This is a genomic window from Halobellus sp. MBLA0158, from assembly GCF_041477585.1.
GTDB lineage: Archaea > Halobacteriota > Halobacteria > Halobacteriales > Haloferacaceae > Haloquadratum > Haloquadratum rubicundus.
Genome location: NZ_JBGNYA010000001.1, coordinates 1,437,566 through 1,463,695, shown reverse-complemented (window position 1 = coordinate 1,463,695; position 26,130 = coordinate 1,437,566). Strand labels below are relative to the sequence as shown.

At 67.3% G+C, this 26,130-nt stretch carries 26 protein-coding genes; 14 read left to right on the top strand and 12 right to left on the bottom strand.

The window, feature by feature from the left end; genetic code table 11:
• Window positions 1-73: 73 nt before the first annotated feature.
• The 6 genes from OS889_RS07620 to OS889_RS07595 form a co-directional block, all read right to left on the bottom strand.
• Complete coding sequence (locus tag OS889_RS07620) at window positions 74-508, bottom strand: desampylase (RefSeq protein WP_372388691.1); 435 nt, start codon at window positions 506-508, stop codon at window positions 74-76.
• 1 nt (window position 509) lies between these two features.
• Window positions 510-851: a rhodanese-like domain-containing protein gene (locus tag OS889_RS07615; RefSeq protein ID WP_372388689.1), complete on the bottom strand. Its 342-nt coding sequence runs from the start codon at window positions 849-851 to the stop codon at window positions 510-512.
• A gap of 196 nt (window positions 852-1,047) precedes the next feature.
• The gene (gatE, locus tag OS889_RS07610) at window positions 1,048-2,916 is read right to left on the bottom strand and encodes a Glu-tRNA(Gln) amidotransferase subunit GatE (RefSeq protein WP_372388688.1); all 1,869 of its coding nucleotides are present in this window, start codon (window positions 2,914-2,916) and stop codon (window positions 1,048-1,050) included.
• A 51-nt stretch (window positions 2,917-2,967) separates the two neighbouring features.
• Window positions 2,968-3,132 (bottom strand): HVO_2901 family zinc finger protein, encoded by a 165-nt coding sequence (locus tag OS889_RS07605; RefSeq protein ID WP_372388686.1) that lies wholly within the window; start codon window positions 3,130-3,132, stop codon window positions 2,968-2,970.
• Window positions 3,133-3,219: 87 nt separating this feature from the next.
• A complete protein-coding gene (locus OS889_RS07600; protein WP_372388684.1) occupies window positions 3,220-3,930 on the bottom strand; it encodes a class I SAM-dependent methyltransferase in 711 nt (236 codons plus the stop codon).
• Window positions 3,927-4,703, bottom strand: a complete 777-nt coding sequence (locus tag OS889_RS07595) for a hypothetical protein (protein ID WP_372388682.1) — start codon at window positions 4,701-4,703, stop codon at window positions 3,927-3,929. Before OS889_RS07595 ends, OS889_RS07600 begins: the two co-directional genes overlap by 4 nt.
• A 96-nt stretch (window positions 4,704-4,799) precedes the next feature.
• Here OS889_RS07595 and OS889_RS07590 point away from each other — a divergent pair, with 96 nt between their 5' ends.
• Complete coding sequence (locus tag OS889_RS07590; RefSeq protein ID WP_372388680.1) at window positions 4,800-5,519, top strand: SDR family NAD(P)-dependent oxidoreductase; 720 nt, start codon at window positions 4,800-4,802, stop codon at window positions 5,517-5,519.
• Window positions 5,520-5,529: 10 nt separating this feature from the next.
• On the opposite strand, the gene OS889_RS07585 is transcribed toward OS889_RS07590, so the two are convergent.
• Together OS889_RS07585 and OS889_RS07580 are read right to left on the bottom strand one after the other, a co-directional pair.
• Window positions 5,530-6,060 carry a hypothetical protein gene (locus tag OS889_RS07585; RefSeq protein WP_372388679.1) on the bottom strand — a complete coding sequence of 177 codons (531 nt, stop codon included), beginning with the start codon at window positions 6,058-6,060 and terminating at the stop codon, window positions 5,530-5,532.
• A 69-nt stretch (window positions 6,061-6,129) separates the two neighbouring features.
• Complete coding sequence (locus tag OS889_RS07580) at window positions 6,130-7,272, bottom strand: mechanosensitive ion channel family protein (RefSeq protein ID WP_372388677.1); 1,143 nt, start codon at window positions 7,270-7,272, stop codon at window positions 6,130-6,132.
• A gap of 132 nt (window positions 7,273-7,404) precedes the next feature.
• On the opposite strand from OS889_RS07580, the gene OS889_RS07575 reads away from it, so the two are divergent.
• The 3 genes from OS889_RS07575 to OS889_RS07565 all read left to right on the top strand — a co-directional run bounded on the left by OS889_RS07575 (window position 7,405) and on the right by OS889_RS07565 (window position 10,775).
• Window positions 7,405-8,091: a type 1 glutamine amidotransferase domain-containing protein gene (locus OS889_RS07575; protein WP_372388675.1), complete on the top strand. Its 687-nt coding sequence runs from the start codon at window positions 7,405-7,407 to the stop codon at window positions 8,089-8,091.
• Window positions 8,092-8,135: 44 nt separating this feature from the next.
• The gene (locus tag OS889_RS07570; RefSeq protein WP_372388674.1) at window positions 8,136-9,017 is read left to right on the top strand and encodes a dihydrodipicolinate synthase family protein; all 882 of its coding nucleotides are present in this window, start codon (window positions 8,136-8,138) and stop codon (window positions 9,015-9,017) included.
• Window positions 9,018-9,959: 942 nt separating this feature from the next.
• Window positions 9,960-10,775 carry an SDR family NAD(P)-dependent oxidoreductase gene (locus tag OS889_RS07565; RefSeq protein WP_372388673.1) on the top strand — a complete coding sequence of 272 codons (816 nt, stop codon included), beginning with the start codon at window positions 9,960-9,962 and terminating at the stop codon, window positions 10,773-10,775.
• Window positions 10,776-10,780: 5 nt separating this feature from the next.
• Here the strand turns inward: OS889_RS07565 and OS889_RS07560 are convergent, their stop codons facing one another.
• On the bottom strand, window positions 10,781-11,083 hold the full coding sequence (locus OS889_RS07560) for an L-rhamnose mutarotase (RefSeq protein WP_372388671.1): 303 nt from the start codon (window positions 11,081-11,083) through the stop codon (window positions 10,781-10,783).
• A 75-nt stretch (window positions 11,084-11,158) separates the two neighbouring features.
• Here OS889_RS07560 and OS889_RS07555 point away from each other — a divergent pair, with 75 nt between their 5' ends.
• Window positions 11,159-12,031 (top strand): amidohydrolase family protein, encoded by an 873-nt coding sequence (locus OS889_RS07555; RefSeq protein ID WP_372388669.1) that lies wholly within the window; start codon window positions 11,159-11,161, stop codon window positions 12,029-12,031.
• 24 nt (window positions 12,032-12,055) lie between these two features.
• Here the strand turns inward: OS889_RS07555 and OS889_RS07550 are convergent, their stop codons facing one another.
• Together OS889_RS07550 and OS889_RS07545 are read right to left on the bottom strand one after the other, a co-directional pair.
• Complete coding sequence (locus OS889_RS07550; protein ID WP_372388667.1) at window positions 12,056-14,236, bottom strand: LUD domain-containing protein; 2,181 nt, start codon at window positions 14,234-14,236, stop codon at window positions 12,056-12,058.
• Between the two features lies 1 nt (window position 14,237).
• Window positions 14,238-14,759, bottom strand: coding sequence for an LUD domain-containing protein (locus tag OS889_RS07545; protein ID WP_372388665.1), 522 nt, complete (start codon window positions 14,757-14,759; stop codon window positions 14,238-14,240).
• A 207-nt stretch (window positions 14,760-14,966) separates the two neighbouring features.
• Here OS889_RS07545 and OS889_RS07540 point away from each other — a divergent pair, with 207 nt between their 5' ends.
• The 9 genes from OS889_RS07540 (at window position 14,967) to OS889_RS07500 (ending at window position 24,778) form a co-directional block, all read left to right on the top strand.
• Window positions 14,967-16,379, top strand: a complete 1,413-nt coding sequence (locus OS889_RS07540; protein WP_372391583.1) for an ABC transporter substrate-binding protein — start codon at window positions 14,967-14,969, stop codon at window positions 16,377-16,379.
• Between the two features lie 60 nt (window positions 16,380-16,439).
• The gene (locus OS889_RS07535; protein WP_372388664.1) at window positions 16,440-17,366 is read left to right on the top strand and encodes a carbohydrate ABC transporter permease; all 927 of its coding nucleotides are present in this window, start codon (window positions 16,440-16,442) and stop codon (window positions 17,364-17,366) included.
• Window positions 17,366-18,331: a carbohydrate ABC transporter permease gene (locus OS889_RS07530; RefSeq protein WP_372388663.1), complete on the top strand. Its 966-nt coding sequence runs from the start codon at window positions 17,366-17,368 to the stop codon at window positions 18,329-18,331. Before OS889_RS07535 ends, OS889_RS07530 begins: the two co-directional genes overlap by 1 nt.
• A gap of 60 nt (window positions 18,332-18,391) precedes the next feature.
• Window positions 18,392-19,555 carry an ABC transporter ATP-binding protein gene (locus OS889_RS07525; RefSeq protein WP_372388662.1) on the top strand — a complete coding sequence of 388 codons (1,164 nt, stop codon included), beginning with the start codon at window positions 18,392-18,394 and terminating at the stop codon, window positions 19,553-19,555.
• Window positions 19,556-19,587: 32 nt separating this feature from the next.
• Window positions 19,588-20,619, top strand: a complete 1,032-nt coding sequence (locus OS889_RS07520) for a zinc-dependent alcohol dehydrogenase (protein WP_372391582.1) — start codon at window positions 19,588-19,590, stop codon at window positions 20,617-20,619.
• Window positions 20,620-20,789: 170 nt separating this feature from the next.
• A complete protein-coding gene (locus OS889_RS07515; protein WP_372388660.1) occupies window positions 20,790-21,995 on the top strand; it encodes an enolase C-terminal domain-like protein in 1,206 nt (401 codons plus the stop codon).
• 2 nt (window positions 21,996-21,997) lie between these two features.
• Window positions 21,998-23,029, top strand: coding sequence for an LLM class flavin-dependent oxidoreductase (locus tag OS889_RS07510; protein WP_372388658.1), 1,032 nt, complete (start codon window positions 21,998-22,000; stop codon window positions 23,027-23,029).
• Between the two features lie 92 nt (window positions 23,030-23,121).
• On the top strand, window positions 23,122-23,880 hold the full coding sequence (locus tag OS889_RS07505; protein ID WP_372388656.1) for an IclR family transcriptional regulator: 759 nt from the start codon (window positions 23,122-23,124) through the stop codon (window positions 23,878-23,880).
• A 49-nt stretch (window positions 23,881-23,929) separates the two neighbouring features.
• The gene (locus OS889_RS07500) at window positions 23,930-24,778 is read left to right on the top strand and encodes a fumarylacetoacetate hydrolase family protein (protein ID WP_372388655.1); all 849 of its coding nucleotides are present in this window, start codon (window positions 23,930-23,932) and stop codon (window positions 24,776-24,778) included.
• A gap of 61 nt (window positions 24,779-24,839) precedes the next feature.
• Here OS889_RS07500 and OS889_RS07495 read toward each other — a convergent pair whose 3' ends face one another.
• Window positions 24,840-26,090 (bottom strand): PAS domain-containing protein, encoded by a 1,251-nt coding sequence (locus OS889_RS07495; RefSeq protein WP_372388654.1) that lies wholly within the window; start codon window positions 26,088-26,090, stop codon window positions 24,840-24,842.
• Window positions 26,091-26,130 lie beyond the last annotated feature (40 nt).

Below are 26,130 nucleotides of genomic sequence, written 5' to 3'. Positions count from 1 at the left end.
ATTATCAGACTAAATAATCTAAGGTCGCGCGTGCCGGCGCGGAGAGATGCTTTGGTACCGGACGGACCGAGACCTACGATTCGACGTCGTCGACCAGCCGGACGGTCTCGCGTTCGAACGCCTCGCCGGTCCAGCGCCACGAACCGAGGTACGGGTAGCCGTCGAACGCGCAGATGGCGTAGGAGTAGCCCGGCCAGGTCGCGCGCTCGACGTCGGTGTCGCTGGGGTGGGCGGGCCCGGTCGGATGGGTGTGGTAGAACCCGACCACGTCGAGGCCGTCGTCCTCGATCCCCTCGATGGCCGCCAGTTGGGCCTCGGGGGCCATCGCGTACCGGATCTGCGGGGTCTCGGCGGCGTTCGGCACTCGGCGGACGTCGCGGACGACGCTCTCGTCGTCGCCGTACTCGCCCGCGAGAACCCCGCAGATCTCCTCGTCGCCGCCGTCGTAGCCCTGAGAGACGATGTCGTCGTAGGCGTCCCGCGCGAGAACGAGAGACGGACCGGTCACGTCACTCCTCGGCCGCGGCCTCGGCGCCCGATTCGAGGTCGTACTCCCAGGCTTGGTAGCCGCCGGCCATACTCCGGACGTTCGCGGCGTCCTCGACGTCCTCGTAGCTGCCGATCAGCCGCGCCGCCTGAACCGACGACTGGCCGATGGGGCAGGCGACGACGACGTCGTCCCCCCAGTCGATCTCGTCGATCCGGCCCGGGAGCTCGTGCATCGGGACGTTGATCGCGCCCGGGATGTGGCCCCGCTCGTACTGGTCGGGGTTGCGGATGTCGATGATCTGCGGCGGGTCGCCCGACTCGATGCGCTCGTGGAGTTCCTCGGTGGTGATCTCTTCGACCATCGTTATCGCGCTCGGGGAGCGTCGCCGGCGCGGTCCGTACCGACCGGACCGGAACAGCCTCGATCGATCGACGCGGCGCGCGTGCCCTCGGTGTCGAACATACGAGAGCATCGCGGCCGGCAAGCAAACCCTTTTCGGACGTCGCAGCCGACGCCGGACGGCTTCGTCAGCGAGCCAGGAGCGACGGGGAGCCGTCTCAGGCCCGCTTTTGGATCTCCTCGCGGAGGACGTCGCTGACGACTTCCCCGTCGGCCTTCCCGCGCAGGGCGCCCATCGCCTCGCCCATCAGCGCCGAGAACGCGCCCATCCCCTCGTCTTGGACCTGCGCCGCGTTCCGCTCGACGACCTCGCTCACGGCCTCGCGGACCTCGTCCTCGCTCACGCCCGAGAGGCCGGCCTCCTCGACCGCCGCCTCGGCGGAGAGCGACGGATCGTCGGCGAGCGTCGTCAGGACGTCGCCGACGCCCTCCTTCGCCAGGTCGCCGTCCTCGACGAGGCGCATCACCGCAAGCAGGTGCTCGTCGGTCAGATTCCCGATCGCGACGTCGTCCCGGCGGAGCTCCGTCAGCGTCGACTCCAGCAGCCCCGCCGCGAACGTCGCGTCGATGCCCTCGTCGACGGCCCGCTCGAACAGCGGCATCCGGCGACCGAACGCGACCTGTTCGGCCAGGCCGGCGTCGAGGCCGTACTCGGACTGGTACCGATCGACCTTCTCGGTCAGCAGTTCGGGCGTCTCGACGTCCGAGACGTCGAGTTCGACCGGCGGGACGTCCGTCTCGGGGTACATCCGCGCCGCGCCGGGCAGGGGCCGGAGGTAGCGCGTCGTGGCGTCGTCGTTGGCGCCGCGGGTCTCCTCGGGGACGCCCTCGATCGCGGTCCGGGCCCGCTCGGCAGCCGCCTCGATGGCGCCCGAGGCGGTCTCGGGGTCGTCGGCGACGATGGCGACCGCGTCGTCCTCGCCCGCGCCGACGGCCTCGCGGAGGGCGTCCACTTCGGATTCGGTGACGCCGTAGGCGGGCAGTTCGTCGGTGTGGAAGATGCCGCCCGCGCCGCGGCGCTTGGCGTGATCGGAGAGTTCGGTGCCGAGCCGGCGGTCGGGCTGGATCTCTCGGCCCACCAGACCGTCGAATTCGTATAGCGGCACAGCCTTTACGACGCCGCCGTCAGAGAGCGCGCCGCCGATGACGCCGGAGTCGGTGTCGGCGAAGACCTCCGAGACGTCCTGCACGTCGCCGACGCTCGCGTCCCGCTCCGCCAGTTCGTCGCGGATCGCGAGCAGTTCGACCTGCCGGCCCACTTCCTCCCGTACGATCTCGGCGATTTGGTCCAGCGCCTGGACGCCCTTGATCTCGACGCGCGCGCCCGCGGCGATGGAGACGTTGACGTCCTGGCGGATGGTCCCGAGCCCGCGCTTGACCGCGCCGGTCGAGCGGAGGAGCATCCCGATCGTCTCGGCGGCCTCCTGTGCCTGCGCGGGCGAGTCGATGTCCGGTCGGGTGCCGATCTCGACGAGCGGGACGCCGAGGCGGTCCAGGGAGAAGGTCACGTCGTCGCCGCGCTCTTCGACGCGCTGGGCGGACTCCTCTTCGAGGAGCAGGTCCTCGACCCCGACCGGGCCGTCGTCGGTCTCGATCACGCCGTCCTGGGCGACGAGCGCCGTCCGCTGGAAGCCGGAGGTGTTCGAGCCGTCGATGACGAGCTTCCGCATCACGTGCGCCTGGTCGACCGGCTCCATCTCCAGGAGGTCGGCGATCTGGAGGGCGACCTCGCGGGCTTCCTCGTCAAGCCGGTGCGGCGGCTCTTCGTCCTCTTCGACGAGGCAGGTCGTGTCGTAGGCGAGGTACTCGAACTCGCGTTCGACCTGGCTCTCTTCGAGCGCCGCCTCGTCGAGTTCGCCGAGTTCGCTCTTCGTCGGGTGGAGGAACCGCGTGAACGAGCGCGTCGCCGATTCGGGGTCGCGCTCTTCGGTCGGACAGCCACAGAACAGCTTCGTCGCGGTGTCGAGCTGCTGGTGGATTTCGAGCCCCGCGACGAGGCCGAGATCGTCGTAGTCGTACGCAGTCATTACGAGAGCGTGCGGGCGCCCGGCGTAAAAATGATTCAGTCCGCGTTCGGTTCAGAGCCGGCGCAGGCCCTCGCCGATCCCCCGGCCCTCGCCGCACTCGGGGCAGACGTAGTGCCAGCCGTCGGTCGTCGCCTTCCCCTCGGGGAACGTCGCGTCGCAGTGTCGGCATTCGAGGACGTCGCGACCGCGGTCGCGACTGTACTGGAGGCCCTGCATACCTGGAAATCCACGGATTCGAGTATCAACGTGTCGATTCGCTTCGAGGAGCAGACCGAGAAATAAACCGAATACGGCGATACAAAATCACGCCGATCGGCGGCCGACGTTCAGTTCGATCGTCCCGAAGACGTAGGTCTCGCTCGCGACGGCGTCCATCCCCTCGTCGAGCGCGCGCCGGGACGCGGCGGTGCGCTCGTCGAGCTGTCGGAGCACTCCCTCGTCGTCGACGTCGAAGAGGCGGGCGTTCAGGCGGGCGAACGCGCGGAGGGCCGCGTTCGCCGGCGTGCTCCCGCGCGGCGCGAAGTTCGTCACGACGACGCGGTCTGCGATCTCACACCAACGGCTCACGACCGCGTAGGGGTCCGAGAACAGGGACGTCACGAACGTCGAGAGCGCGGCGTCGACGCCCTCGATCGGCGGGTCGGTGGCGTCGGCGCGGAGGAGGTCGACGTTCTCCCAGCCGCGGTTGCGGACGCGCCGCCGGGCGCGGGCAAGCATCGGGCCGGTGATGTCGACTCCGACGACGCGGCCCGCGGGGCCGACGGCCTCGCGGAGCGCCGGGAGGTTCACGCCGGGGCCGCAGCCGAAGTCGACGACGGTGTCGCCCGGATCGAGGTCGAGCGCCTCGACGCAGGCCGCGCGGACGCCGCCGACGGAGGCCGTCGCGCGCGCGAACCAGTCGTAGAGCGGCGCCCAGGTCCCGTACTCGCGCTGGATCCGGCGGGCCTGTTCGACCGTGAAGGCGACACCCTCGGTCGGGCGGTCGGGGTCGGGGTCGGAATCGGGATCTGTCACGGTCGGTCGACCCCGTCGGCGACGGCCTCGGGTGCGGTCTTCGGCCACCACTGCTCCAGAGCGTCGCGGGCGACCGTCGAGTAACACTGCCCGCCGCGCGGACAGGCGCGCGGCCGCTGGTAGTCGATGCCGCGCTCTGCGAGGTAGGTCACGTAGCCGTCGTCGACGCGGTCCAGTTTCTCGTGGCAGACCCAGCGCTCGCCGTACCGGCCGGCCGCGACGTCCCGGTACGGACAGGTGAACGTCGTCCGCTCGGCGCCTCTTTCGGAATCGGTGTCGTCGATGTCGACGCCCACGGAACGGTAGGCGACCCGGAGCCGGCTGACGACCTGTTCGGGCGTCGAGGCGCCGAGAAACAGGACGTGCGCCAGCGCGTAGCCGACGTCGTGCAGGAGGCGCTCGAACCGCGTCAGTTCGTCGGGGTCGTCGCCGAGGAGCGCCCGGAGTTCGGAGTACCACGCCGAGACCGCCGCGACCTCGTCCAGAATAGACGCCGCCGCCGCCAACGCCTCGCGGCGGCGCGGGAGCGGCGCGGCGCCGTCGGAGAGCCGGACCGACGGCACCGACTCGACGTGTTCGAGGACGCGCTCGCGGAGCACGTCGCCGTCGGCGTACGCCGCGGTCACCCGCTCCAGTTCGGGATGCCAGGACTCGGCCATCGCGCCGTAGGCGCCGTCGAGGAGGTCGTCAGCGCGGTCGAAGCGGTCGCCGTCCGGCGGCGCCGGGAAGTCGGCGACGACCCGCCGGAGTTCGTCGGGATCGGGGCCCGCCATAGGCACGAGTAGGGGCGGAGCGACAAAAGTCCCGATGCGGAGCCGAGACGGAGCGACAGCCGCCACGGTTTTGCGTCCCGCGGTCGACGCGCCGGTATGACACGCACGGCCGTCATCGCCGGCGTCGGCCCCGGACTCGGGGCGTCGATCGCGCGGAAGTTCGCCGAGGAGGGCTGTCAGGTCGCGCTGTTCGCGCGGACGACCGACTTCATCGAGGACCTCGCCGACGACCTCCCGGAACCGGGCGAGGGGCTCGCCGTCCAGGTGGACCTCCGAGACGTCGAGGGGGTTCGCGAGGCCTTCGAGGCCGTCCGGGAGGCGTTCGGCCCGATCGACGTGCTCGTCAACCACGCGAGCGCCGCGTCCTGGCAGGGGCTCTTGGATTCGAGCGTCGCGGAGTTCGAGCGCGCCTGGGAGGTCGGCGGCCGCGGCGCCTTCGTCGCCTCCCAGGAGGCCGTCGGCGATATGGTGGAGACCGGCGGCGGGACGGTGCTCTTCACCGGGGCGACCTCCGCGGTCCGGAGCACGGGCGGGACGATCGGCTTCACCGCCGCGAAGTTCGCCGCCCGCGGGATGGCGATGGACATCGCCCAGGAGTACGGGCCGGAGGGCATCCACGTCGCCCACGTCGTCATCGACGGGCAGATCGACAATCCGCGGACGCGCGAGCGACTCCCCGACCGCGAGGACGACACCTTCCTCGATCCCGACGCGATGGCCGAGACCTACTGGCACCTCGTCGAGCAGGACGACGTCGGGACGCAGCCGTTCGAGGTCCACATCACGAACGGTCCGCAGAACACCGAGTTCGTCTGATCGAGGCGGATCAGTAGCCGAACGCCGCGTCGAGGATCGCGGCGGTCTGGCCGACGCCGACGAGCCCGAGGCCGACGACCGGGACCGCCGAGAGCGACCCGTCGACGCCCAGGAAGTACATGGTCGCCCCGAAGACGTAGACGCCCGCGCCGACCACGGAGCCGACGGCCGCGCCGTAGTAGAGCCACGCCCGGTCGGCGCCCCGCCGAGCGGTGTCGACGAAGCCGGCGGCGGGGAGCACCATCCAGCCGAAAAGGGCGACGGCCTGCAACGGCGCGCCGGCGTCGCCGAGGCGGAAGCCGACGGTTCCGAGGAGTGTCACGACGAAGCCGACCGCGACGATCCACCACCAGACGCGGAGCGTCCCCTCGCGCATCTCCGCCCGGCCGGTGACGGCGAAGACGGCGAGGAGGACCGTCATCACGACGTGGGCGACGAACAGCGTCGAGTCGGCGACGGCGCCGAGGTGGGCGGCCGCGACGAACCCCCACGCGAGCGGCACGAGGAGCGCCGGACCGTACTCGCGGGCCTGCCTGAGCATAGCCGAAGCGACACGCCGACGCCTAATGGTGCTTGCGTCGATGCCGCGATCGGGGCACGATCGGACGTGCTACGTCGTACCCGCTTTGTCCGGATCCTCGGGAGCGGGCGAGGATGTCGCCGACGCGGGAGCGCCACTCGGCGCCGGCTCCGAGTCGTCGACCGTCGCGACGGTCACGTCGCGCTTCGGGAAGGGGATCTCGATGCCGGCGTCGTTCAGCGCCGCGTACAGCGCGCGGTTGAGTTCGTGCTGGGCGCGGCGCCGACGCGTCGGGCCGTCGACCCAGCAGAGGAGTTCGTACTGGAGCGCCGAGTCGCCGAAGGCGCGGAAGCGCGCCCGGGGTTTCGGCGAGTCGAGGACGATCGGTTCGGCGAGCGCGACCTCGACCGCGAGCGCCTCGAAGGCGTCGATGTCGGTCCCGTAGGCGACGCCGACGGGCACCCGGACGCGCCGCCGGCGCTGGGGCGCCGACTCGTTCGTCACCTTGCCGGCGTTGAGCGTCGCGTTAGGGACGGTGACCATCACCTCGTCGCGGGTCAGGAGCGTCGTCGAGCGGACGCCGACCTGGACGACCGTGCCCGCGGTCCCGTCTTCGAGGACGATGTAGTCGCCGAGCTTGTAGGTGTCGTCGACGTACAGCGCGATCCCGCCGAAGAAGTTCGCGACCGTGTCCTTTTCGGCGAAGCCGACGGCGATGCCGGCGACGCCCGCGGCCCCGAGGAGTGGCGTGATCTCGATCCCCCACAGCCACAGGAGCGTGCCGACGCTCCCGAGCAGGACGGCGAGTGTCCAGACGTTCGAGAACACCGGCGCGAAGTCGAAGCGGCCGCCCTCGTCGTTGACGGCGGCGACGACGCGGTTCACCACCTCGTTGGCGGCGTAGGCCCACACGAGGACGATCACCGACAGCGAGGGCCGGCCGAAGACCGTGTCCAGCGTCGCCGGGTCGAGGAGGACAGACGAGCGCACCGCGGGGACCTGCGTGAGCGCGTAGACGCCGGCGAGCGCCGCGGTGACGACGAGCGGCGGGCGCAGCGTCGCGATGACGATGTTGTCGTACTCGGTCGCCGTCGTGGAGACGTACCGCCGGGCGATCCGGAGGACGACGAACTCCATCGCGACGGCGCTGACGAGGGAGAGCGCGAGCACGAGGGCCGTCGCCTCGACGGCCGAGAGCCCCGCGAAGAGGCGGACGAACGGGACGGGAGGCATACGACCGCGAGGCGACCGAGCGGATTAACCGTTTCTGGGCGGCTTCCCCCGACACGACGCCTCTGCCCCGGTCGTTCCGCGGCCTTCCGGGATGGAAAGACCTTATCGCGCGGATCGACAATGCGACCACGCATGACGTCAGCGCTGTTCATCGTCAGCGAAGAGGGGTACTGGGGCGAGGAATGTATCGAGCCGCTGACCACGCTCTCGGAGGCCGGCGTCGACATCACGGTCGCGACGCCGACGGGCGGGCCGCCGGTCGTCGACGAGCGCTCGGTCGACCCCGAGAACGTCGGCGAGGAGACCGCGGCGCGCGTCAGGGAGGTCGACGAGAACGACGACCGCCTGAACGATCCCGAGCCGCTCGCGACGGTCGACGCGACCGACTACGACGCCGTCGTCTTCCCCGGCGGCCACGGGACCGAGTGGGACGTGAATCAGGACCGCCACGCCCGCCAGGCCCTCCTGAGCGCCGTCGGCGGCGGCCAGGGCAAGGCGCTCGTCGTCTGTCACGCCGTCGGGATCCTCGCGTTCACCCGCGAGGCGGACGGCAGCCACCTCGTCGAGGGCCGGTCGGTCACGGGCTTCCCCAACGAGTGGGAGGAGGGCATCGTCGACGAGCAGGACCTGATGCCCGACGGCCGGAAGCTCCCCTACTGGGTCGAAGACGAGGTCAAAGCCGCCGGCGCGGACTGGGACGCCGAACTCGACGCGGACACCTCCGTCACCGTCGATGGCGATCTGATCACGGCGCGCGGCCCCGGCTCCTCGGCGGCGGCGGCCGCGACGCTGCTGGACGAACTCGGCATCGATCGCTGACCCCACGCCGGAATTTTTAGGGTCGGCGGCGGGGAGGAGAGCGTATGACGAGAGACCCGCCCGCGCTCGACGGCGTGACGCCGCCGCTGGCGACGCCGTTCGACGGCACCGACATCGACTGGGAGTCGTTCGACGACCTACTGACCCACGTCGTCGACGGCGGCGTGACCGGGGTCTTCCCCTGCGGGACCACCGGCGAGGCCGCGAGCCTGACCCGCGAGGAGCGGCGCCGACTCGTCGAGCACACCGTCGACCGCGTCGGCGACGAGGTCCCGGTGATCGCCGGCGGGACCGGGACCAGCGTTCGCGAGACGGTCGAGTGGATCGAGACCCTCGACGACCTGGGCGTCGACGCCGCGGTCCTGACGGCGCCGTACTTCCACAACTCCAACCGCGAGCCGGGGCTCCGGCGCTTCTTCGAGGCGGTCGCCGACGCGAGCCCGCTGCCGCTGTGTCTCTACAACATCCCCGCCTGCGTGGGCGAGCCGATCCCCGCCGAGACAGTCGCAGCCGTGGCCGACCACGAGGCGGTCTTCGGGCTGAAGGACTCCAGCGGCGACCTCGCGTACGGGCTCCGCGCGATGCACAGCACGCCCGACGACTTCGCGCTGTTCCAGGGGTACGACGCGCTGTTGCTGCCGTCGCTCCGGATGGGCTTCGACGGCGGCATCAACGCCCTCTCGAACGCGGTGCCGGAGGCGTACGCGAACCTGGTCGCGGAGCCGTCGAGCGAGCGCGCCGAGCGGATTCACCGCGAGGTGGTCGAGCCGCTGTTCGACCGGTGTCTGGACGAGGGATTCGCCCCGGCGACGAAGGCGCTCCTCGCGGAGCGTGACCTGATCGCGACCCCGGACGTCCGTCCGCCGCTCGCCGCCGGAGACATCGGGGAGAGTGAGGCGTTAGCGGCGGCACGAGAGCTCCGTTAAATCGGCCTTCGCTCGTTTTGGCTCGGGTCTCGCTGGAAATCCCGAACGGGAATCGCACAATCCTCGACAGCGAGCCCGGATAAAATATTCAATTAATTGTAGATAGGATTAGAATTTATATAATATATTATACTATATTTGAAGTATATTTTTGTAAAACGGCTTCATAAATCGTTTCAGGGCTAATAGAATCAAATACACGAGAATACTAAACCAAATATTTTTGAGTATAATAACTATAAGACAGAATTTGGAGTATTCGTAGCGGTCGCAAAAAGAAAACACCCAGACCAAAATAACGGTCGTACGTGTGTTATGTATAGAGGATCCAGTTTGCATCATCGGGATAGTCGTTCAGTGAGAGCACAGAGTAACTGCGTCGATCCCACACTCCTTTTCCGGTGCTGCCGGAAGCACAGAGTTATTCGATATTATTTACGTTTATTGAGTGTATACGAATTTGGCGCCCTATATTTTATAATATATGGTGTAGAATTGTGTATTCTTCGAGCACCGATATCTGATCACAGCGAGATCTGTCTGTATTGGTGTGGTACCATTTCACGTAAATCGGAGTAATCTCCTCAGTATCGACGCTTCAGATTTTCGTCGGTGGATTCGTGCGAATGGCACGTGAGGAAGTAATCGAAGAAGGACGCTTTCCGGTGCTGCCGGAAGCTTTGCTGCTCGCGCAGCACTCGCTTGTGAGGCGGGATCGTGCGTCTCGTCGATCGGCCCGTATTTGATGTTCTCACCTGAGAGTGAGAACGCAATCTCCACCGAGTGATCCCGCACGCCAGATTTCACAGTCCGATTCGACGTGGCGTCAACGACGCTTTCCGGCCCTGCCGGAAACAGTGTGAGATCGCGGATCGGGCCCTCGTCGGCGCGGATTCGGCGTGTACCCGATCATTTACGGTGTCCCGCCCGCTACTGCCACCGATGTCCGCACCGCAGTCATCAGCTGAGCAGACCGACGAGCGGCTGGCAGATCACCACATCGTCGTCACCGGCGGCGCGCAGGGAATCGGCCGAGGTATCGCCATCCGCTGTGCGCGCTCGGGCGCCGACGTGACCATCCTCGACGTCGACAGCGCGGCCGCAGCCGAGACGGCCTCCCGGATCAGAGACCTCGGGTGCGAGGCCGTTGTGGTCGAGACCGACGTCACGGACCAGGAGGCCATCGACGCGGCGATCGAGACGGCGACGGCCGAACTGGGCCCGATCCACGGGCTCGTCAACAACGCCGGCATCCAGCGGTCGGTCCCGCTCTTGGAGACGAGCGAAGCCGAGTGGGATCGGCACTTCGCCGTCAACGCGAAGGGTCCGTTCCTCGTCTCGAAGCGGGTGGCCGAACAGATGATCGACGACGGGATCGAGGGGAGCATCGTGAACGTCTCCTCGGTCGGCGCCGAGCGGCCGTTCAGCGGACAGGGGGCCTACGGCGCCTCGAAGGCCGCGGTGTTGGCGCTGACGACGGTGCTCGCGAAAGAACTCAAAGCGCACGGCATCACGGCCAACGCGATCAAGCCGGGGACCGTCGACACCCCGATGGTCGAAGAGTGGGCCGACGAGAAGGCCGAAGCGAAGGGCGTCACGAGCGACGAGGTCTTGGAGGAGGCGATGTCCACGCACATCCTAGATCGTCCGGGACGACCCGCCGAGATCGGACACGTCGCGGTCCTCCTGCTCTCCGAGGAGGGCTCGTGGATCACGGGCGAATCCATCGCCGTCGACGGCGGCTACCTGAAGGCCTGAGCGGATCAGACCATCCGATAGACCTCGTCCATCCAGGGGTCGTCCTCGTCGACGAGGATCGGATCCATCACCTCGTCCCAGTCGGCTTGCGCGTCGCTGTCGCTCATTACCTCCTTGATTCGCTCGGGGTCTTCGACTTCGAGGAATCCGAACACGTGGCCGTCCTTCTCGAAGACGCTGTAGGTCTCGATGCCGGCCCCCGAGTCGAGATACGCCGACTCCAGCGCCGCCGGGACGTCCTCGTGTTCCTCGCGGTACGCCTCTCGCTGTCCGTCCCGGATTCTGAGGTGGAACGCGATTCGCGGCATACCCCAGTCCTCAGATGCGCGATTCATAATTCTTCCGCAGGTACAGTTTAGTACTCACACGGTTATTCGCCCGGTATGCTCGATTCACACACGCACGCGTGGGGACCCGCCAGCGAGGCGCATCCGTGGGTGAACGGTCCGATCCTGGATCTGGTCGACGGATTCGACGTCCATACGGTCTACACCGCCGACCGCCTCCTCGACGATATGGACCGCGCCGGCGTCGACGAGGCGGTCGTCGTCGGCTATCCGATCTGCGACTGGACGGACAACTGGTACACCCTCCGGGCCGCCGCCGAACACGACCGGCTCTACGGGATCGTGATGCTCGATCCCTTCGCCGACGACGCGGCGGCGCAACTCCGCAGGTGTATGGAGACCGACGGGATCCTCGGGGTCCGCCTGGGCGCCGCCTGCCCCTACGACCGGATGTGGGAGACGTTCGATCCGGACGTCACGTGGCTCCGCGACGCCGTCGAGGAGACCGACTTCTGGGAGGCGGCAGTCGAGACCGACGCGGCGGTCCAGATCCTCTGTGATCACCGCCAACTGGACCAGGCGATCGAACTCGTCGAGGCGTACCCCGAACTGTCCTACCTGTTCGATCACTTCGCGCACGCGGGCCCGAAGACGCCGACCGATCGCGGGACGTTCGCGCGCTTCGAGGAGCTGGCGGCGTTCGACTCGGTCGCCGTGAAGGTCTCGGAGGTCCCGCACATATCCGAGTCGGCGTTCCCCTACGCCGATATGCACGACCACGTCCGGTGGTTCCTCGACACCTTCGGCCGGGAGCGGGTCGTGTGGGGCTCGGACTACCCGAACGTGAGCGACATCACCGCGTACCCGGAGACGCACACGTGGCTCCGACACGTCGACGGGCTTTCGGCGAAAGACCGCGAGTGGATCACCGAAAAGTCGTTCGCGCGGCACGTCGGGCTGACCGACTGAGGTCAGGACGAAGCCGGGCCGAGGTCAGGGCGCGAGGAGTTCGACCGGGTGTCGCGGTCGGCGTTCGAGGAGCGCGTCGATCTGTTCGAGACATGACGTCCCGCTGGCGACGACGTCCCGGTCGCGCGCGTCGTCGTCGCGGAGTTGCGTCCGGAGGCGCTCGCCGACGTCCATACTCAGCTCGTAGTAGTCCGTCTTGTAGCCGAAGCTTCCCGCCATTCCGCAACACTCCACGTCGGAGGTGCGGACGTCGTAGCCGCAGGCTTCGAGCACGGCCACGGTGTGGGCTTCGAGGCCGAGGGTCCGCTGTTGGCAGTGGCTGTGGTACGCGACCTCGTGGCCGTCGGCGGTCCGCAGCGAGTCGAGATCCGCGCCGTTCTCCGAGAGGCCGTAGACGTACTCGAACAGTTCGTAGCTGTTCGTGGCCAGTTCGGAGAAGGCCTCCTGCTCGACGAGCCTCTCGTATTCGCGCTGGAACATCGCGTGGTCGCTGGGCTCGATGACGACCACGTCGCGACCGTCGCGGATCTCCGGGCCCAACGCCGCGACGACGTCCTCGGCGTGTTGGGTCGCCGTCGCGACCATCCCCTGTGAGAGCGGGGCCCTGCCGCTGGAGGGCGCGTCCGGAACGACGACGTCGACGCCGAGCGCTTCGAGGACGCGGACGGCGGCCTTGCCCCGCTCGACCTGCACGTGGTTCGTGTAGAGGTCCGGGTACAGCGCGACCCGACGGACGGGGTCGTCGACGGTCCGCTCGCGGGCGGCGAACCACTCGCGGAAGGTCTCGCGCTGGAATTTCGGAAGCTCGCGGCGCGGGTCGATCCCGAGCGCCCGCGAGAGCAGTCGGCGCGTGGGCCCCGCGTCTGCCAGCCAGTTCGACAGCGGCGCCGTCGCGCTTCCGAGTTTCGCCACGGTCTCGAAGTTGCCGAAGAACCGCTTTTGGAGCGGCGCGCCCTCGTCTTCGGTGTCGGGGACGAGCCCGTCGACCAGCCACTCCGCCGGCGTCTCGCCCTCGCGGTTGATCCGGTCGCGGACGACGGTGTTGATCCACGGGATGTCGATCTTCACCGGGCAGGCGTTCACACAGCGGGAACAGCCCGTACAGAGGTCGTTGAACTCGGCGGCGACGTCCAGCCCCTCGATCCCGGCCTCCCAGCCGGTCGCGATGCCCCCGGAGTAGGTCTCGCCGCCGAAGGCGTGGCCGCCGACCGACTGGAAGTTCGCACAGGAGTTCGAGCAGGCCGAACACCGGATGCAGTACAGCGTCTCCCGGAGCTGGTCGTCCTCGCGCATCTCCGTCCGGCCGTTGTCGATGAGGACGAGGTGGAAGTCGCGGTCGGCCTCGAACGCCGAGAGCGGCGTCTCGTCGTCGTCGAAGTCCACGACGGGGGTATCGAGCGGCGGCGTCAGGAGGGAGACGTAGGAGGTGATGTCCTGGCCCGTGCCCGAGCGGGCGATGAGCTCGATGAACGGGTGGAAGTCCGCGACGCGCTCGACGATCTTCTCGATGCCCGCGACCGCGACGTGCGTGTCGGTGGCGGCGATACACTTGCGGGCGTTGCCCTCGCTCGTGACGAGCGCCATCGTGCCGGTCTCCGCGGCGATGAAGTTCGCTCCCGTCAGGGCGACGTCGGCGTCGGCGATCCGGTCGCCGAGGTGCTCCCGGGCGAACCGCGTCAGTTCCTGCGGCGTCTCCAGCGGCTCGTCGGGGTCGAACCGTTCGTTGAGCAGCGCGGCGATCTCCTCGCGGGACTTGTGGGCGGCCGGGACGACGATGTGCGACGGCGTCTCGTCGGCGACCTGGAGCACCCACTCCGCGAGGTCGGTCTCCAGGACGTCGACGCCGTCGTCGGCCAGCGCCTCGTTGACGTCGATCTCCTCGCTCGTCATCGACTTGCTCTTGACGACGCGGTCGGCGTCGCGCTCGCGGGTCACCGATCGGATGTACTCGTTCGCGTCGTCGGCGTCGTCGGCGACGTAGACGGTGCCGCCGTTCGCCTCGACGGTCTCCCGGAGTCGGTCGAGCAGTTCGGGGAGCCGCTCGATGGCGTCCTCCTTGATCGCCCGCGCCTCGCGCTTGAGCTCCTCGTAGTCTTCGAGCCGGGCGACGGACTCGTATCGGCCCTCGTTGAATCCCTGAGTGTTCGCGGCGACCGCCGCCCCCTCGCTCCGCATCAGCTCTCGGAGCTCGTCCGCGCTCGCCATCTCAGTCGTCCCCCTCGACGATCACGACGTGGACCGACTCGGGCCCGTGGACGCCCCGGACGAGCGCGCCCATGTCCGCGGTCGCACTCGGGCCCGTGGCGATGATCGCACTTCCTCCGGCCGCCGCTGTCCGTTCGTCGATCGCCTCGACCGCCGCGTCCATATCGTCCAGAATGTCCGACGCCCGGACGACGGCGACGTGGCGATCGGGAAACAGGCTGATCAGTTCGCTCCCCTGTCCGGTCGGGGTGAGCACGAGCGACCCGTAGTCGGCGACGCCGAGGTCGGCCCCCGTGACTCCCGTGGCCGCCTCGCGGACGGCGGCGGGCGTCGGGTCCGCCTCGATCGGCGTCTCTGCGAGCGCCGACTCCGGTCGGTCGAACACGCCGTCGGGGGGCACGCCGACCGCCGGCGGCGTCACCACCTCCGAGAGGTGCGCGGGCAACTCCGCCGGGACCGTGCTTGAGACCGTCACGCCGAGATCGTCGAGGGCGGCCTCGAAAGTCGCGCGAGAGGCTGACATCGGTATCTACTCGATCGGACTACCGCGCTATGTATTTTTGGTTGGCCGGTGCCCGCCGAAGCGGTCGACGGTTACGGAGACGGGGTCCGATAAACCGGTACATTTATCATCCACTACCTGTCTGATTTGTAATAGCGTACCATGACAGACGACAGTTCGAAGACGGGGATCGGCAGGCGACGGTATCTGACTGGACTGGGAACCGCGATGGCCGCGGGCCTCGCCGGCTGTGGCGGGGGCGGCGGCAACGGTGGCGGCGGCAACGGCGGCTCCGACGGGAGCGGCGGTTCCGACGGCGGCGGCTCCGGCGGGGACGGCGGATCGAGCCAGCAGAACCTCGACTTCTGGCTGTTCGGCGGCATCCCGGCCGAGCGGGAGTACATCAGCGGCAACTACGACAGCTACGGCACACACAGCGTCAGTTACCAGCACCAGGAGTGGGGACAGAAGTATCAGATCATCGCCTCGGCCGCCGCCAACGACAACCTCCCGGACGTGATGGCGGGCCAGTGCCAGCAGATCCCCGACTACGTCGGCGCGGACGCGATCCAACCGCTCGACCAGTCCGAGTTCGCCGACCAGTTGGAAGAGATTAACAGCCACTTCATCCAGGCCAACATCGATACGATGATGTACGAGGGCCTGGGCGACACCGACGGCGAGCACCAGTGGGGGCTCCCCGGCGGGTACGCCGACCTCGGTCCGTTCATCGACATCCGGACGGACTACCTCGAACAGACGAGCTTCGATCGCCCGCCGCGTAACTGGCCCGAACTGATCCAGCTGGGCGAGGAGATGCAGGAGATCGACGACGTCTCGGCGGCGATCACGGCGCCGGGGACGGACTTCGGCCTGACGACGGGGTACTTCATCGGCTTCGTGTACGCCAACGGGGGACGGTACTTCGATCCCGAGACGATGGAGGCGACCGTCGACCAGCCCGGATTCGTCGACGCGGTCAGGCTCTATCAGGACATCGCCGAGGCCGGGCTCTTCCCCAACTCGATGGCGGAGAACAACCACATCGCCGCCGGCCGGCTCCTGCGGGAGGGAGAATCGGGCATCTTCATCACGTACTCGCACGCGAACGCGGTGTACCAGACCACCGGCGCCCCGCAGCCGTGGCTCGACGGCGAGGGCCACACGGTCACTCGGGCCCCGCTCCCGGACAGCCCGTCCGGACAGTTCCAGCCCCTGGACCTCCTGTTGCAGAACGCCCAGGGCTTCATGATGGGCAACGGAACCGAGAGCTCCGCCGAGCGGTCGGCCGCCTTCGACTACATCGGCTGGTGGAATCAGCCCGATCGGCTCGCACCGTGGACGTACTCCGAGGCGGACGACGTGGGCATCCGCGGTCGGGTGCCGACGCTCCAGAGCGCGTTCGAGGACCCATCCGAACTGTTCGAGAGCCAGTTCGGCGACCTGCTGACGCTCTACGAGAACGACAATCTGTTCACGCGGACCTCGCGGTTCCCCTCGTTCTCGGGGATCGCCCAGATCCAGAGCATCATCAACACGCAGGTCATCCAGCCGGTCGTCCTCGGCAACGCGACCGCCGAAGAGGCGTGTAGCGAGGCCAACTCCGCGGTGCAGGAAGTCGTCGACGAGCAGATCGCCTGATCCGGCGTCGAAATACTTTTTATAGCTGGTAGTGAAGCCGCAGGCAGATCCTCATCAACAATGAGTTACGTAGACAACGCCCGGTCGTCGTACAAGCGGGCCAGCAACCGGATTCCCGAGAGCGTTCGGGTCTACCTGCCCATCCTCCCGGTGATGGCGCTCGTCGGGGTGTTCATCCTCTATCCGATCGCTCAGGCGATCTATTCGAGCTTCTTCGAGAAGAGCCTGCTGTCCCCGGAGGAGGCGGAGTTCGTCGGCGTCGCCAACTACGTCGAGATCTGGACCGACCCCGACATCCATCAGGTGCTCTGGAACACGTTCGTGTGGGTGACCGTCGGCAGCCTGGTCGCGATCGTGCTCGGGTTCCTGATGGGCTGGCTCCTCAACGAGAAGCTCCCGTACACGAGCGTCGCGAGCGCGATCGTCCTGATCCCGTGGGTGCTCCCCCGCGTCGTCGGCGCGTCGATCTGGCAGTTCATGTTCGGCGGCTCCCAGGGCATCATCAACGAACTGCTCGTGCAGCTCGGCGTCATCGACGAGTACATCGTGATGCTCGGGTCGACGGACCTGTCGCTGTGGCCGCCGATCATCGGGATGATCTGGCGGCTCGCGCCGCTGTTTGCGCTCCTGACGCTGACTTCCCTGCAGGGGATCGACGAGCACCTCTACGAGGCGGCGAAGATGGACGGCGCGACGCCGTGGGAGCGGTTCCGCTACATCACCATCCCGATGATGAAGTACAACCTCGCCATCGGCTTCCTTTTGATGCTCATCTACAACGTGCGGAACTTCTCGATGGTGTGGGTGATGACGAAAGGCGGCCCCGGGGTCTCCAGCAGTACGCTTCCGGTGATGATCTACCGGGCGGCGTTCATCGACTTCGAGGTCGGCTTCGCGTCGGCCCTGTCGGTGATGCTGTTCGTCGTCTTGCTCGTCTTCTCGTACTACTACATCCAGTTCTACGACAAAGTCCGAGGTGACTACTGATGGCACAAGCAGACTCGACGTCGACCGAGGAATTCGCCAAGAACCGCTCGTGGCTGTACGACACCGCGGCGGGAACGTACGTTCGGAAGGCCGCGATCGGGCTGCTGACGCTCGTCGTCGCGGTGTTCGTCCTGTTCCCGCTGTACTGGATGGTCGTGACCGCGTTCAAGACGACCGCCGAGATCCAGCGGATCCCGCCGACGGTGTTCCCGCAGGACTTCTCGCTGGAGGGCTTCCGGCTCGTGGTCGAGTCGTCGATCCAGGCCGGCGGCTACTCCGACCTCGTGAACGACGTCCTCGGATACACGGTCACCTCGGCGATCGACATCGACCTGCTGGGGCTCGTCGTCAACAGTCTCAAGGTCGCCGTCGGGGCCGGCCTCATCGCGGTCGTCCTCGGAACCGGGGCCTCCTACGTGCTCTCGCGGCGGGAGTTCCCGGGCAAGAACCTCCTGATGAGCCTCCTCCTGGCGTCGCTTATGTTCCCCGGGACCGCGATTATGGTCCCCGAGTGGGAACTGATCTCGACGCTCGGGCTGTTCAACACCCACCTCGCGCTGATCCTCATCTACGGCGCGATGACGGCGCCGTTCGTCGTCTGGCTGATGAAGGGCTTCTTCGACGACTTCCCGGACTCCATCATCGAGGCCTCGCGGATCGACCAGTGTAGCGCCTTCGAGACGTTCTGGTACGTGCTCGTGCCGATGGCGCGCAACTCGCTCATCGCGTCGTTCATCTTCGCGTTCCTGCTCGCGTGGAACGAGCTCGTCTTCGCGCTGACGCTCCTCGACAACGCGAAGTACACCGTTCCCCCCGGGCTCTTGACCTTCGTGCAGGGGTTCAACACCCAGTGGAACGTGGTCGCGGCGGCCTCGATCATCGTCTCGATCCCGGTGTTGGCCGGACTCGCGTACATCCAGCGGTACTTCGTCCAGGGGCTCACCGGCGGCGCCATCAAGGGATAGCCGGACACTCGTCCGGCTCGGACGCTAGCTTTAAGATGCGGTGGACGGTAGCACTTTCCAATGACACACCTCGAACTAGATAGTGTCACGAAGGTCTTCGGCGACCCGGACGCATCCGGCGTCGTCGCCGTCGACGACCTGAACATCGACGTGCCGGACGGCGACTTCCTGGTCCTCCTCGGGCCGAGCGGGTGCGGGAAGACGACGACGCTCCGGATGATCGGCGGGCTGGAGGACCCGACCGAAGGCGAGATCCGGTTCGACGGGACCGTCGTCAACGACGTGAAGGCGCGGAACCGCGACGTCGCGATGGTCTTCCAGGACTTCGCGCTGTATCCCCACATGACCGTCGAGCAGAACCTCGGCTTCGGCCTCCGCCGGGAGGACAACGGAATGACCGACTCCGAGATCAAAGACCGGGTGCGAGAAGTGGCCGAGATGCTCGAGATCGAGGAGCTGTTGGGCAACAAGCCGTCACAGCTCTCCGGCGGGCAGAAGCAGCGGGTCGCGCTGGGTCGGGCCATCATCCGGGAGCCGCGCATCTTCCTGTTCGACGAGCCGCTCGCGAACCTCGACGCGAAGCTCCGCAAGACGATGCGGACCGAAATCGACGAGCTCCAGTCGGAGGTCGGGATCACCTCGGCGTACGTCACACACAACCAGGAGGAGGCGATGACCATCGCCGACCGGATCGCGGTGCTCAACCACGGCGAGCTCCAGCAGCTCGGCTCGCCGGACGAGGTGTTCAACGAGCCGGCGAACCTGTTCGTCGCCCAGTTCGTGGGGAGCCCCGACATGAACCTCTTCGAGGCGCGGCTCGGCGAGACGGCCGACGCCTACCAGGTCGACTCCGAGGGACTGTCCTTCGAGATCCCGAAGGAATACGTCGAGCGGGAGATCACGACCGAGGACGTGCTCGTCGGGTTCCGCCCGCAGGACCTCTATCAGGCCCGCAACCGCGATTCGAGCGGTCCGGCGTTCGACACCGACGTCCGGATCGTCGAGCCCGTCGGGACCGAGGCGATCGTCCACGGGACGGCCGCGATCGGCGACGTGACCGCGAAGGTGGGCGACTTCCACGGGCTCGCGACCGACGACGAGATCGCGCTCACGATCGCGCCCGAGCACGTGTACCTCTTCGACGCGGCGACAGAGGAGCTCCTCAAGGGCCGCCTCGTGAGCGAGCGGGCGGCCGACCAGGCGACAGACAGCATCGAGGCGTAACCGACCGGCAGACACTCCGACAGCGTATGAGTATGAAAGCCATCGTTCAGACAGGACCGCGAGAGGTAGAAGCACAGCAGCGAGACCGCCCGTCGATCGACGCCGACGAGGTGCTCGTGCGCGTTCACACCGCGGGGCTCTGCGGGAGCGACGCGCACGCCTACAAGTACGACGGCGGCTACGAGTGGATCCCGATCCCGCGGATCATGGGCCACGAGTACGCCGGCGAAGTCGTCGAAGTCGGGGGCGCCGTCGACGACTTCGCGCCCGGCGACAAGATCATCGAAGAGCCCATCCACGACTGCGGCCAGTGCTTCCAGTGCAAGAACGGCCAGCCGAACGTCTGCCAGAACTTCTCGATCACGGGAATGCACCGGGACGGGGCCTACGCCGAGTACGTCGCCGTCGCGCCCGAGCACCTCCACCGGGTGCCCGAGGAGGTCCCGCTGCGCCACGCCGCGATCACCGAGCCGACGAGCATCGCCACCCGCGCCGTGCTCACGCAGTCGGAGGCGACGCCGGGCGACAACGTCCTCGTCGAGGGACCGGGGCCCATCGGCGTCCTCGTGGCCGCCGTCGCCGACTCGCTGGGCGCGAACGTCGTCGTCTCGGGGCTCGATCAGGACACGGCCTATCGGCTGCCGCTCCTCGACGACCTCGGCATCGAGACGATCAACGCCCAGTCGGACGACCTCGACGCGCGCGCCGAGTCGTTCACCGACGGGGTCGGCTTCGACGTCGTGTTCGATTCGACGGGCCACCACACCGGCGTCGGGACCGCTCTCGACCACGTGCGGAAGGGCGGGCAGGTCGTGATGGTCGGGATCCCCAACGGCGCGAGCGAGGTGACGTTCACGAACGTCGTCCGCGGGGAGGTCGATGTCAACACCTCCTACGGCTCGACGTGGACGAACTTCGAGCAGGCGCTCCGGCTGATGGAGCGCGGCGAGATCGCGGTCGACGAGATCGTCGACACCTCGTTCAGCGTCGACGACCCGGAACGGGCGTTCGAGGCGTTCCTGAGCTCCGAGACCTGCAAACCCATCTTCCAGTTCGCGGACTGACCGTGCGCCGGCCCGGCCACGAGGTCGGCGGGGAGAGGCATCGCCGGGATTCCCGGAGCGGAGCGAACGGGAAGTCAGCGAGGGACCGAGTGGAGTCGCCGGGATTCGGCGCGCACGGGACCGACAGAAGCATTTTATACCCGCCGAGAGAACCACGCGACTGATACACGATGGAGATCACAGACGTCTCTGCGACCAAGATCAGCACCGACTCGTGGGGCGAGTTCGTCGAGTTCCCGCTGGTCACGGTGATGAGCAAGTACGAGGAGTACAACAACGCCGAGGGCGACAACCCCCAGGCCCGGCGGAAGTGGATGGGGCCCGTCGGCGACGTCGTCGTCGAGGTCGAGACCGACGCGGGCATCACGGGAGTCGGCCACGGCAACTGGGCGACGGGCGCGATCGAGACCATCGTCGACGAGACGCTGTCGAAGCTCGTCGTCGGCGAGGACCCGCGCGAGCGGGAGCGGCTGTGGGACATAATGTACCGGGCGACGATCCCGTTCGGCCGGAAGGGCGCGGCCGTCGAGGCGATCAGCGCGGTCGACCTCGCGCTGTGGGACATCGCCGGAAAGGAGGCCGGAAAGCCGGTCTACGAACTGCTGGGCGGCCCGGTGACCGACGAGATTCCGGCCTACGCGAGCAACCTCCACCCGGTCGACCTCGAAACGCTCGAACGGGAGGCCCTCGACTACGTCGAACAGGGGTTCGAGGCGATGAAGCTCCGCTTCCAGTACGGCCCCGAGGCCGGGCGCCGGGGGATGGAGCGGAACGAGGAGATCGTCAGGACCGTCCGGGAGGCCGTCGGTCACGACATCGAGATCGCCGCCGACGTGTACATGGGCTGGAACGTCCGGTACGCCAAGAAGATGCTCGGGCGTTTGGAGAAGTACGACCTGAAGTGGGTCGAAGAGCCGGTCATCCCCGACGACATCGACGGGTACGCGGAGATCCGCGCGTCGACCGACGTGCCGATCTCGGGGGGCGAACACGAATTCACCCGCTGGGGACACAAGGAACTCCTCGAACGCGAGGCCGTCGACATCCTCCAGCCCGACGTGCATCGATGCGGGGGGCTGACCGAGCTCCAGCGGATCGACGCGCTTGCGAGCACCCACGACGTGCCGGTGATCCCCCACTCGGGGACCAATCCGCACCTCCACTTCATCGCGGCATCGACGAACGCGCCGATGGCGGAGTACTTCCCGATCCCCGAGTGGTACAAAGAACAGCAGGAGGACAAGGAGTCGACGTACGCCGACGCGATCTACCAGCACCCGCCGGACGCGAACGACGGGGTCATTCCCCTCCCCGACGGCGTGGGGCTGAGCGCCGAACTCAATCGCGAGGCCGTCGAACACTTCGCCGTCGAGTGACGATGTCGGAGATCAGCTTCGAATACAACGTGCCGGTCTTCGCCGGCGCGCCGACCGGAGACGGCTCCGAGCCGGTCCACCGCGACACGCCCGAGTACGAGCGCCTCGACTGGGAGACGACCCGCGCCGGGATCGAGCGGGCCGAAGAGCTCGGCTTCGATGCGGTGTGGGCGCCCGATCATTTGTTACTGGGCCGCGACCGCGCCGAGTACGAGTGCTGGACGCTGCTCTCGGCGATCGCCGGGTTCACCGAGGACGTCAACGTCGGCTCGCTCGTGCTCTGTAACGACTACCGGAATCCCGCGCTCGTCGCCAAGATGGCGGCGACCCTGGACGTCGTCTCGGACGGGCGGCTCGAACTCGGTCTGGGCGCCGGCTGGCACGAGCCCGAGTACGACGCGTACGGCTGGGAGTACCGGGACGGCTTCGAGCGGCTGATGCGGCTGGACGAGTCGATCCGCCTGATCAAGCGGATGTGGGAGGCCGGAAGCGACGGCGCGAGCTTCGACGGCGACCACTACCAGATTGAGGACGCCCCCTGCGCGCCCGCGCCGGTCCAAGAGCCGCATCCGGACATCCTCGTCGGCGGGCAGGGCGAGGAGGTGACGCTCAAGCTCGTCGCCAAGCACGCCGACGTCTGGAACACCGACGTCTTCAACGGCGACGTGGAGACGCTCGAACACAAGATCGGCGTGATCGAAGACCACTGCGAGACCGTGGGCCGCGACCCAGACGAGATCGAGTACTCGTGGGACGGCCACGTCATCTGCACGCGCGACGAGGAGAAGTTCGACCGCCTGCTCGATCTGATGACGCCGATCCAGTTCGAAGAGGAGTATCAGGACCAGGCGCCGATCCGCACCGAGGAAGACGCCCGGGAGTTCTTCGTGATGGGGACGCCCGAGGAGTGCGCCGAAGCGATCGAGCGCCGGATCGAGGCCGGCGTCACGAAGTTCCAGTGTTGGTTCGTCGACTTCCCGGACACGAGCGGAATGGAGCTGTTCGCCGACGAGGTCATCCCGCAGTTCCGGTAGCCGGCGGGTCGACGATCCGAGGGACTGCGTTGCCGGATCGCTATCCGGTCATAGCGGAAGCGCTTATTATCCCGCCGCCCCACGCGTGAGGTATGAGCACGACGGTCCCGGTCAAAGCGGCGAAGATCTCGTTCGAGATCGTCGAGGCGCTCCGCGAGATCGACGGCGGTGGCGTCTCCGAGGTGGCGGCGCATCTCGACCGGCCGACAAGCACCGTCTACGACCACCTCCAGACGCTCGAACGCGAGGAGTACCTCGTCAAGGAAGACGAGACGTACTACGTCGGCACTCGCTTCCTGCAGCTGGGGAATCAGGCCCGGTCCCGGCAGAAGGTGTTCACCGTCGCCCGGTCGGTGATCGACGAGCTCGCCGAGACGACCGGCGAGCACGCCAATCTGATGATCGAAGAGCACGGCCTCGGGGTGTTCCTGTACAAGGCCCGAGGGTCCGACGCCGTGCAACTGGACACCCACGCCGGGATGCGGGTCCCGCTCCAGACCACGGCGCTCGGGAAGTCGATCATGGCGTTCCGGCCCACAGAGGAGGTCGAGTCGATCCTCGACCGGCACGGGCTCCCGGCCGTCACGGAACGCACCGTCACCGACAGGGAGGAGCTGTTCGCGGAATTAGAGCGCGTCCGCGACCGCGGATACGCCTTCGACGACGAGGAGCGGGTGAAGGGAATGCGGTGCGTCGCGGCCCCGATCACCGACCAGAACGGGCGCGCGCTCGCCGCGGTGAGCGTCTCCGAACCCAAGAGCCGGATGCGCGACGACGAGTTCGCCGACGAGATCATCGAACAGATCCTCCGGAGCGCGAACGTCATCGAAGTGAACCTGACCTACTCCTGACGGGCGGCGAGCACAACAGTTAGGTCAGTCGCGTTTCGAACCGCACACGATGCAGTTCGTCCGCTACACCACCGGCGGGAGCCCCCAGTGGGGCGTCCGTCGCGACGAGGCGATCGTCCCGCTCGCGGGGCTCCGCGAGGAAGTGACCTACCAGCAGCTGACCGATCCGGGCTTCCTCCGGGTCGTCGAAGACGCCGTCGAGGCGGCCTCCGAGGACGCGATCCCCGCCGCCGAGGCGTCGGTACTCGCGCCGGTCCCGCGGCCGGGGAAGATCGTCTGCGTCGGTCTCAACTACCACGACCACGCCGAGGAACAGGACGAAGACGTCCCCGAGCGGCCGCTGTTGTTCGGAAAAGCGGGGACGGCCGTCACGAACCCGACCGATCCCATCGTCCACCCCGCCGAACTGGAGGAGGTGGACTACGAGGTCGAACTCGGCGTCGTCGTCGGCCGGACGGCGAAGGACGTCTCGGCGGCGAACGCCCGCGAGTACGTCGCTGGCTACACCGCCATCAACGACGTCAGCGGGCGGGACGCACAGTTCGCCGACGAACAGTTCTTCCGCGGGAAGAGCTACGACACGTTCGCGCCGATGGGTCCAACTCTCGTTCCTGACCATTTCTTCGATCCATCAAGCGTCGAGGTATTATGTCGGGTCAACGGCGAGCAGAAACAAGCGTCGAACACCGCGGAGTTCATCTTCGGCGTCGAGGAGCTGATCGAGTACATCAGCGGCATCACGACGCTCCGGCCGGGTGACGTGATTTCCACCGGGACGCCGGGCGGCGTCGGTATCTTCCGAGAGCCGCCGGAACTGCTCGAACCGGGCGATACGGTCGAAGTCGAGATCGAAGGGATCGGGACGCTGCGGAATCCGGTGGTCGAAGACACCAGCTAATCCCGAGAAGTAAAAATAAAATTACTATTATTTTTCGCGTATACTTTCGAGCGACGCGTCGCTACCGCTGGCGGTCCGCGGAGGGAGCCACCGTCGGGAGCGTCAGTTCGATCAGCGTCCCCGACGCGTCGCTCTGGGTGATCGAGAACGTCCCGCCGGCGTAGGTGACGAGCCACTGGATCATCCACAGTCCCATATTCGTCCCGTGGGAGAGTTGGGTCTCCCCTCGCCGGACCGCGGTGATCTCCTCGTCGGGGATGCCCGGGCCGTCGTCGCGGACCGCGATCGAGACCCGCCCCTCGCGCGGTCTCGTCATTCGTACCTCGACGGTCGGGTCGTCGCCGCCGTGGTGCGTCAGCGCGTTCGTGACCGCCTCCTCGACGGCCGCTTCGATACCCGCGGTGCCCACGAGAATCGGCCCGTCGTCGGGGCAAGAGAGCGTCACGGTGGCGTCCGGATGCTCCTCGCGGGCCTCGTCGACGATTGCCCGGAGTCGGGCGTCGAGTTCGACCGGATTCCGGCCGGTAACGGCGGTGTCGAGAACGCGCTCGGTCCGGTGGGCGCTCTCGGTCACCGAAAGCGTCTGGTCGATGGCGCGCTGGATCCGACCGATCGTATCGGCGTCCGCCGTCTCCTCGTCGGCGAGGCGGGAGACGTAGCCCTGGATGATGTTCATCTGATTCCGGTAGTTGTGCCGCAGCACCCGGTTCAGGACCTCCAGGCGCTGTTCCCTGATCTTCCGATCCGTGATGTCCGTCTGGAACCCCACGTAGTGTGTGACCTCGTCGTCGGTCCTGACCGGGGCGATGTCGACCTTGTTCCAGAAGACTCCGCCGTTCTTGCGGTAGTTCCGAATGTCGACCGAGACGGGGCGGTCGTCGTCGATGGCGGCCCGGATCTCCGCGCGGGACTCGGGATCGGTCTGTTCGCCTTGCAGGATCCGGCAGTCGCGGCCGACGATCTCCGATTTGTCGTAGCCGGTCAGGTCCTGAAAGCGCTCGTTGGCGAAGATCACGGGGTTGTCGTCGTCGCGGTCGTCGGTGATGACGACCCCGATCGGAGCCTCGTCGATCGCCCGCTCTTTCAGGCGCAGATCGCGCCAGCTGTACCAGACGATCAGGTAGATGAAGATCGCGGTGAGCAGGATCTCGACGGCGCCCTTGATGCTCTGGATCAGGCGGAGGCGCGGCCCGTCGAGGACGATCGGAAAGAGGATGTCGGAGATGAACAGCGCGACGAACCCGAAGAGGAGATACAGCAGCGTAATCTGGAGCGGGGACACGTACTGCGACACCGACGAGCGAATCTGCATATTAGGGCCTCAACCGTAGTATTACGTCGTTCAGTAGATA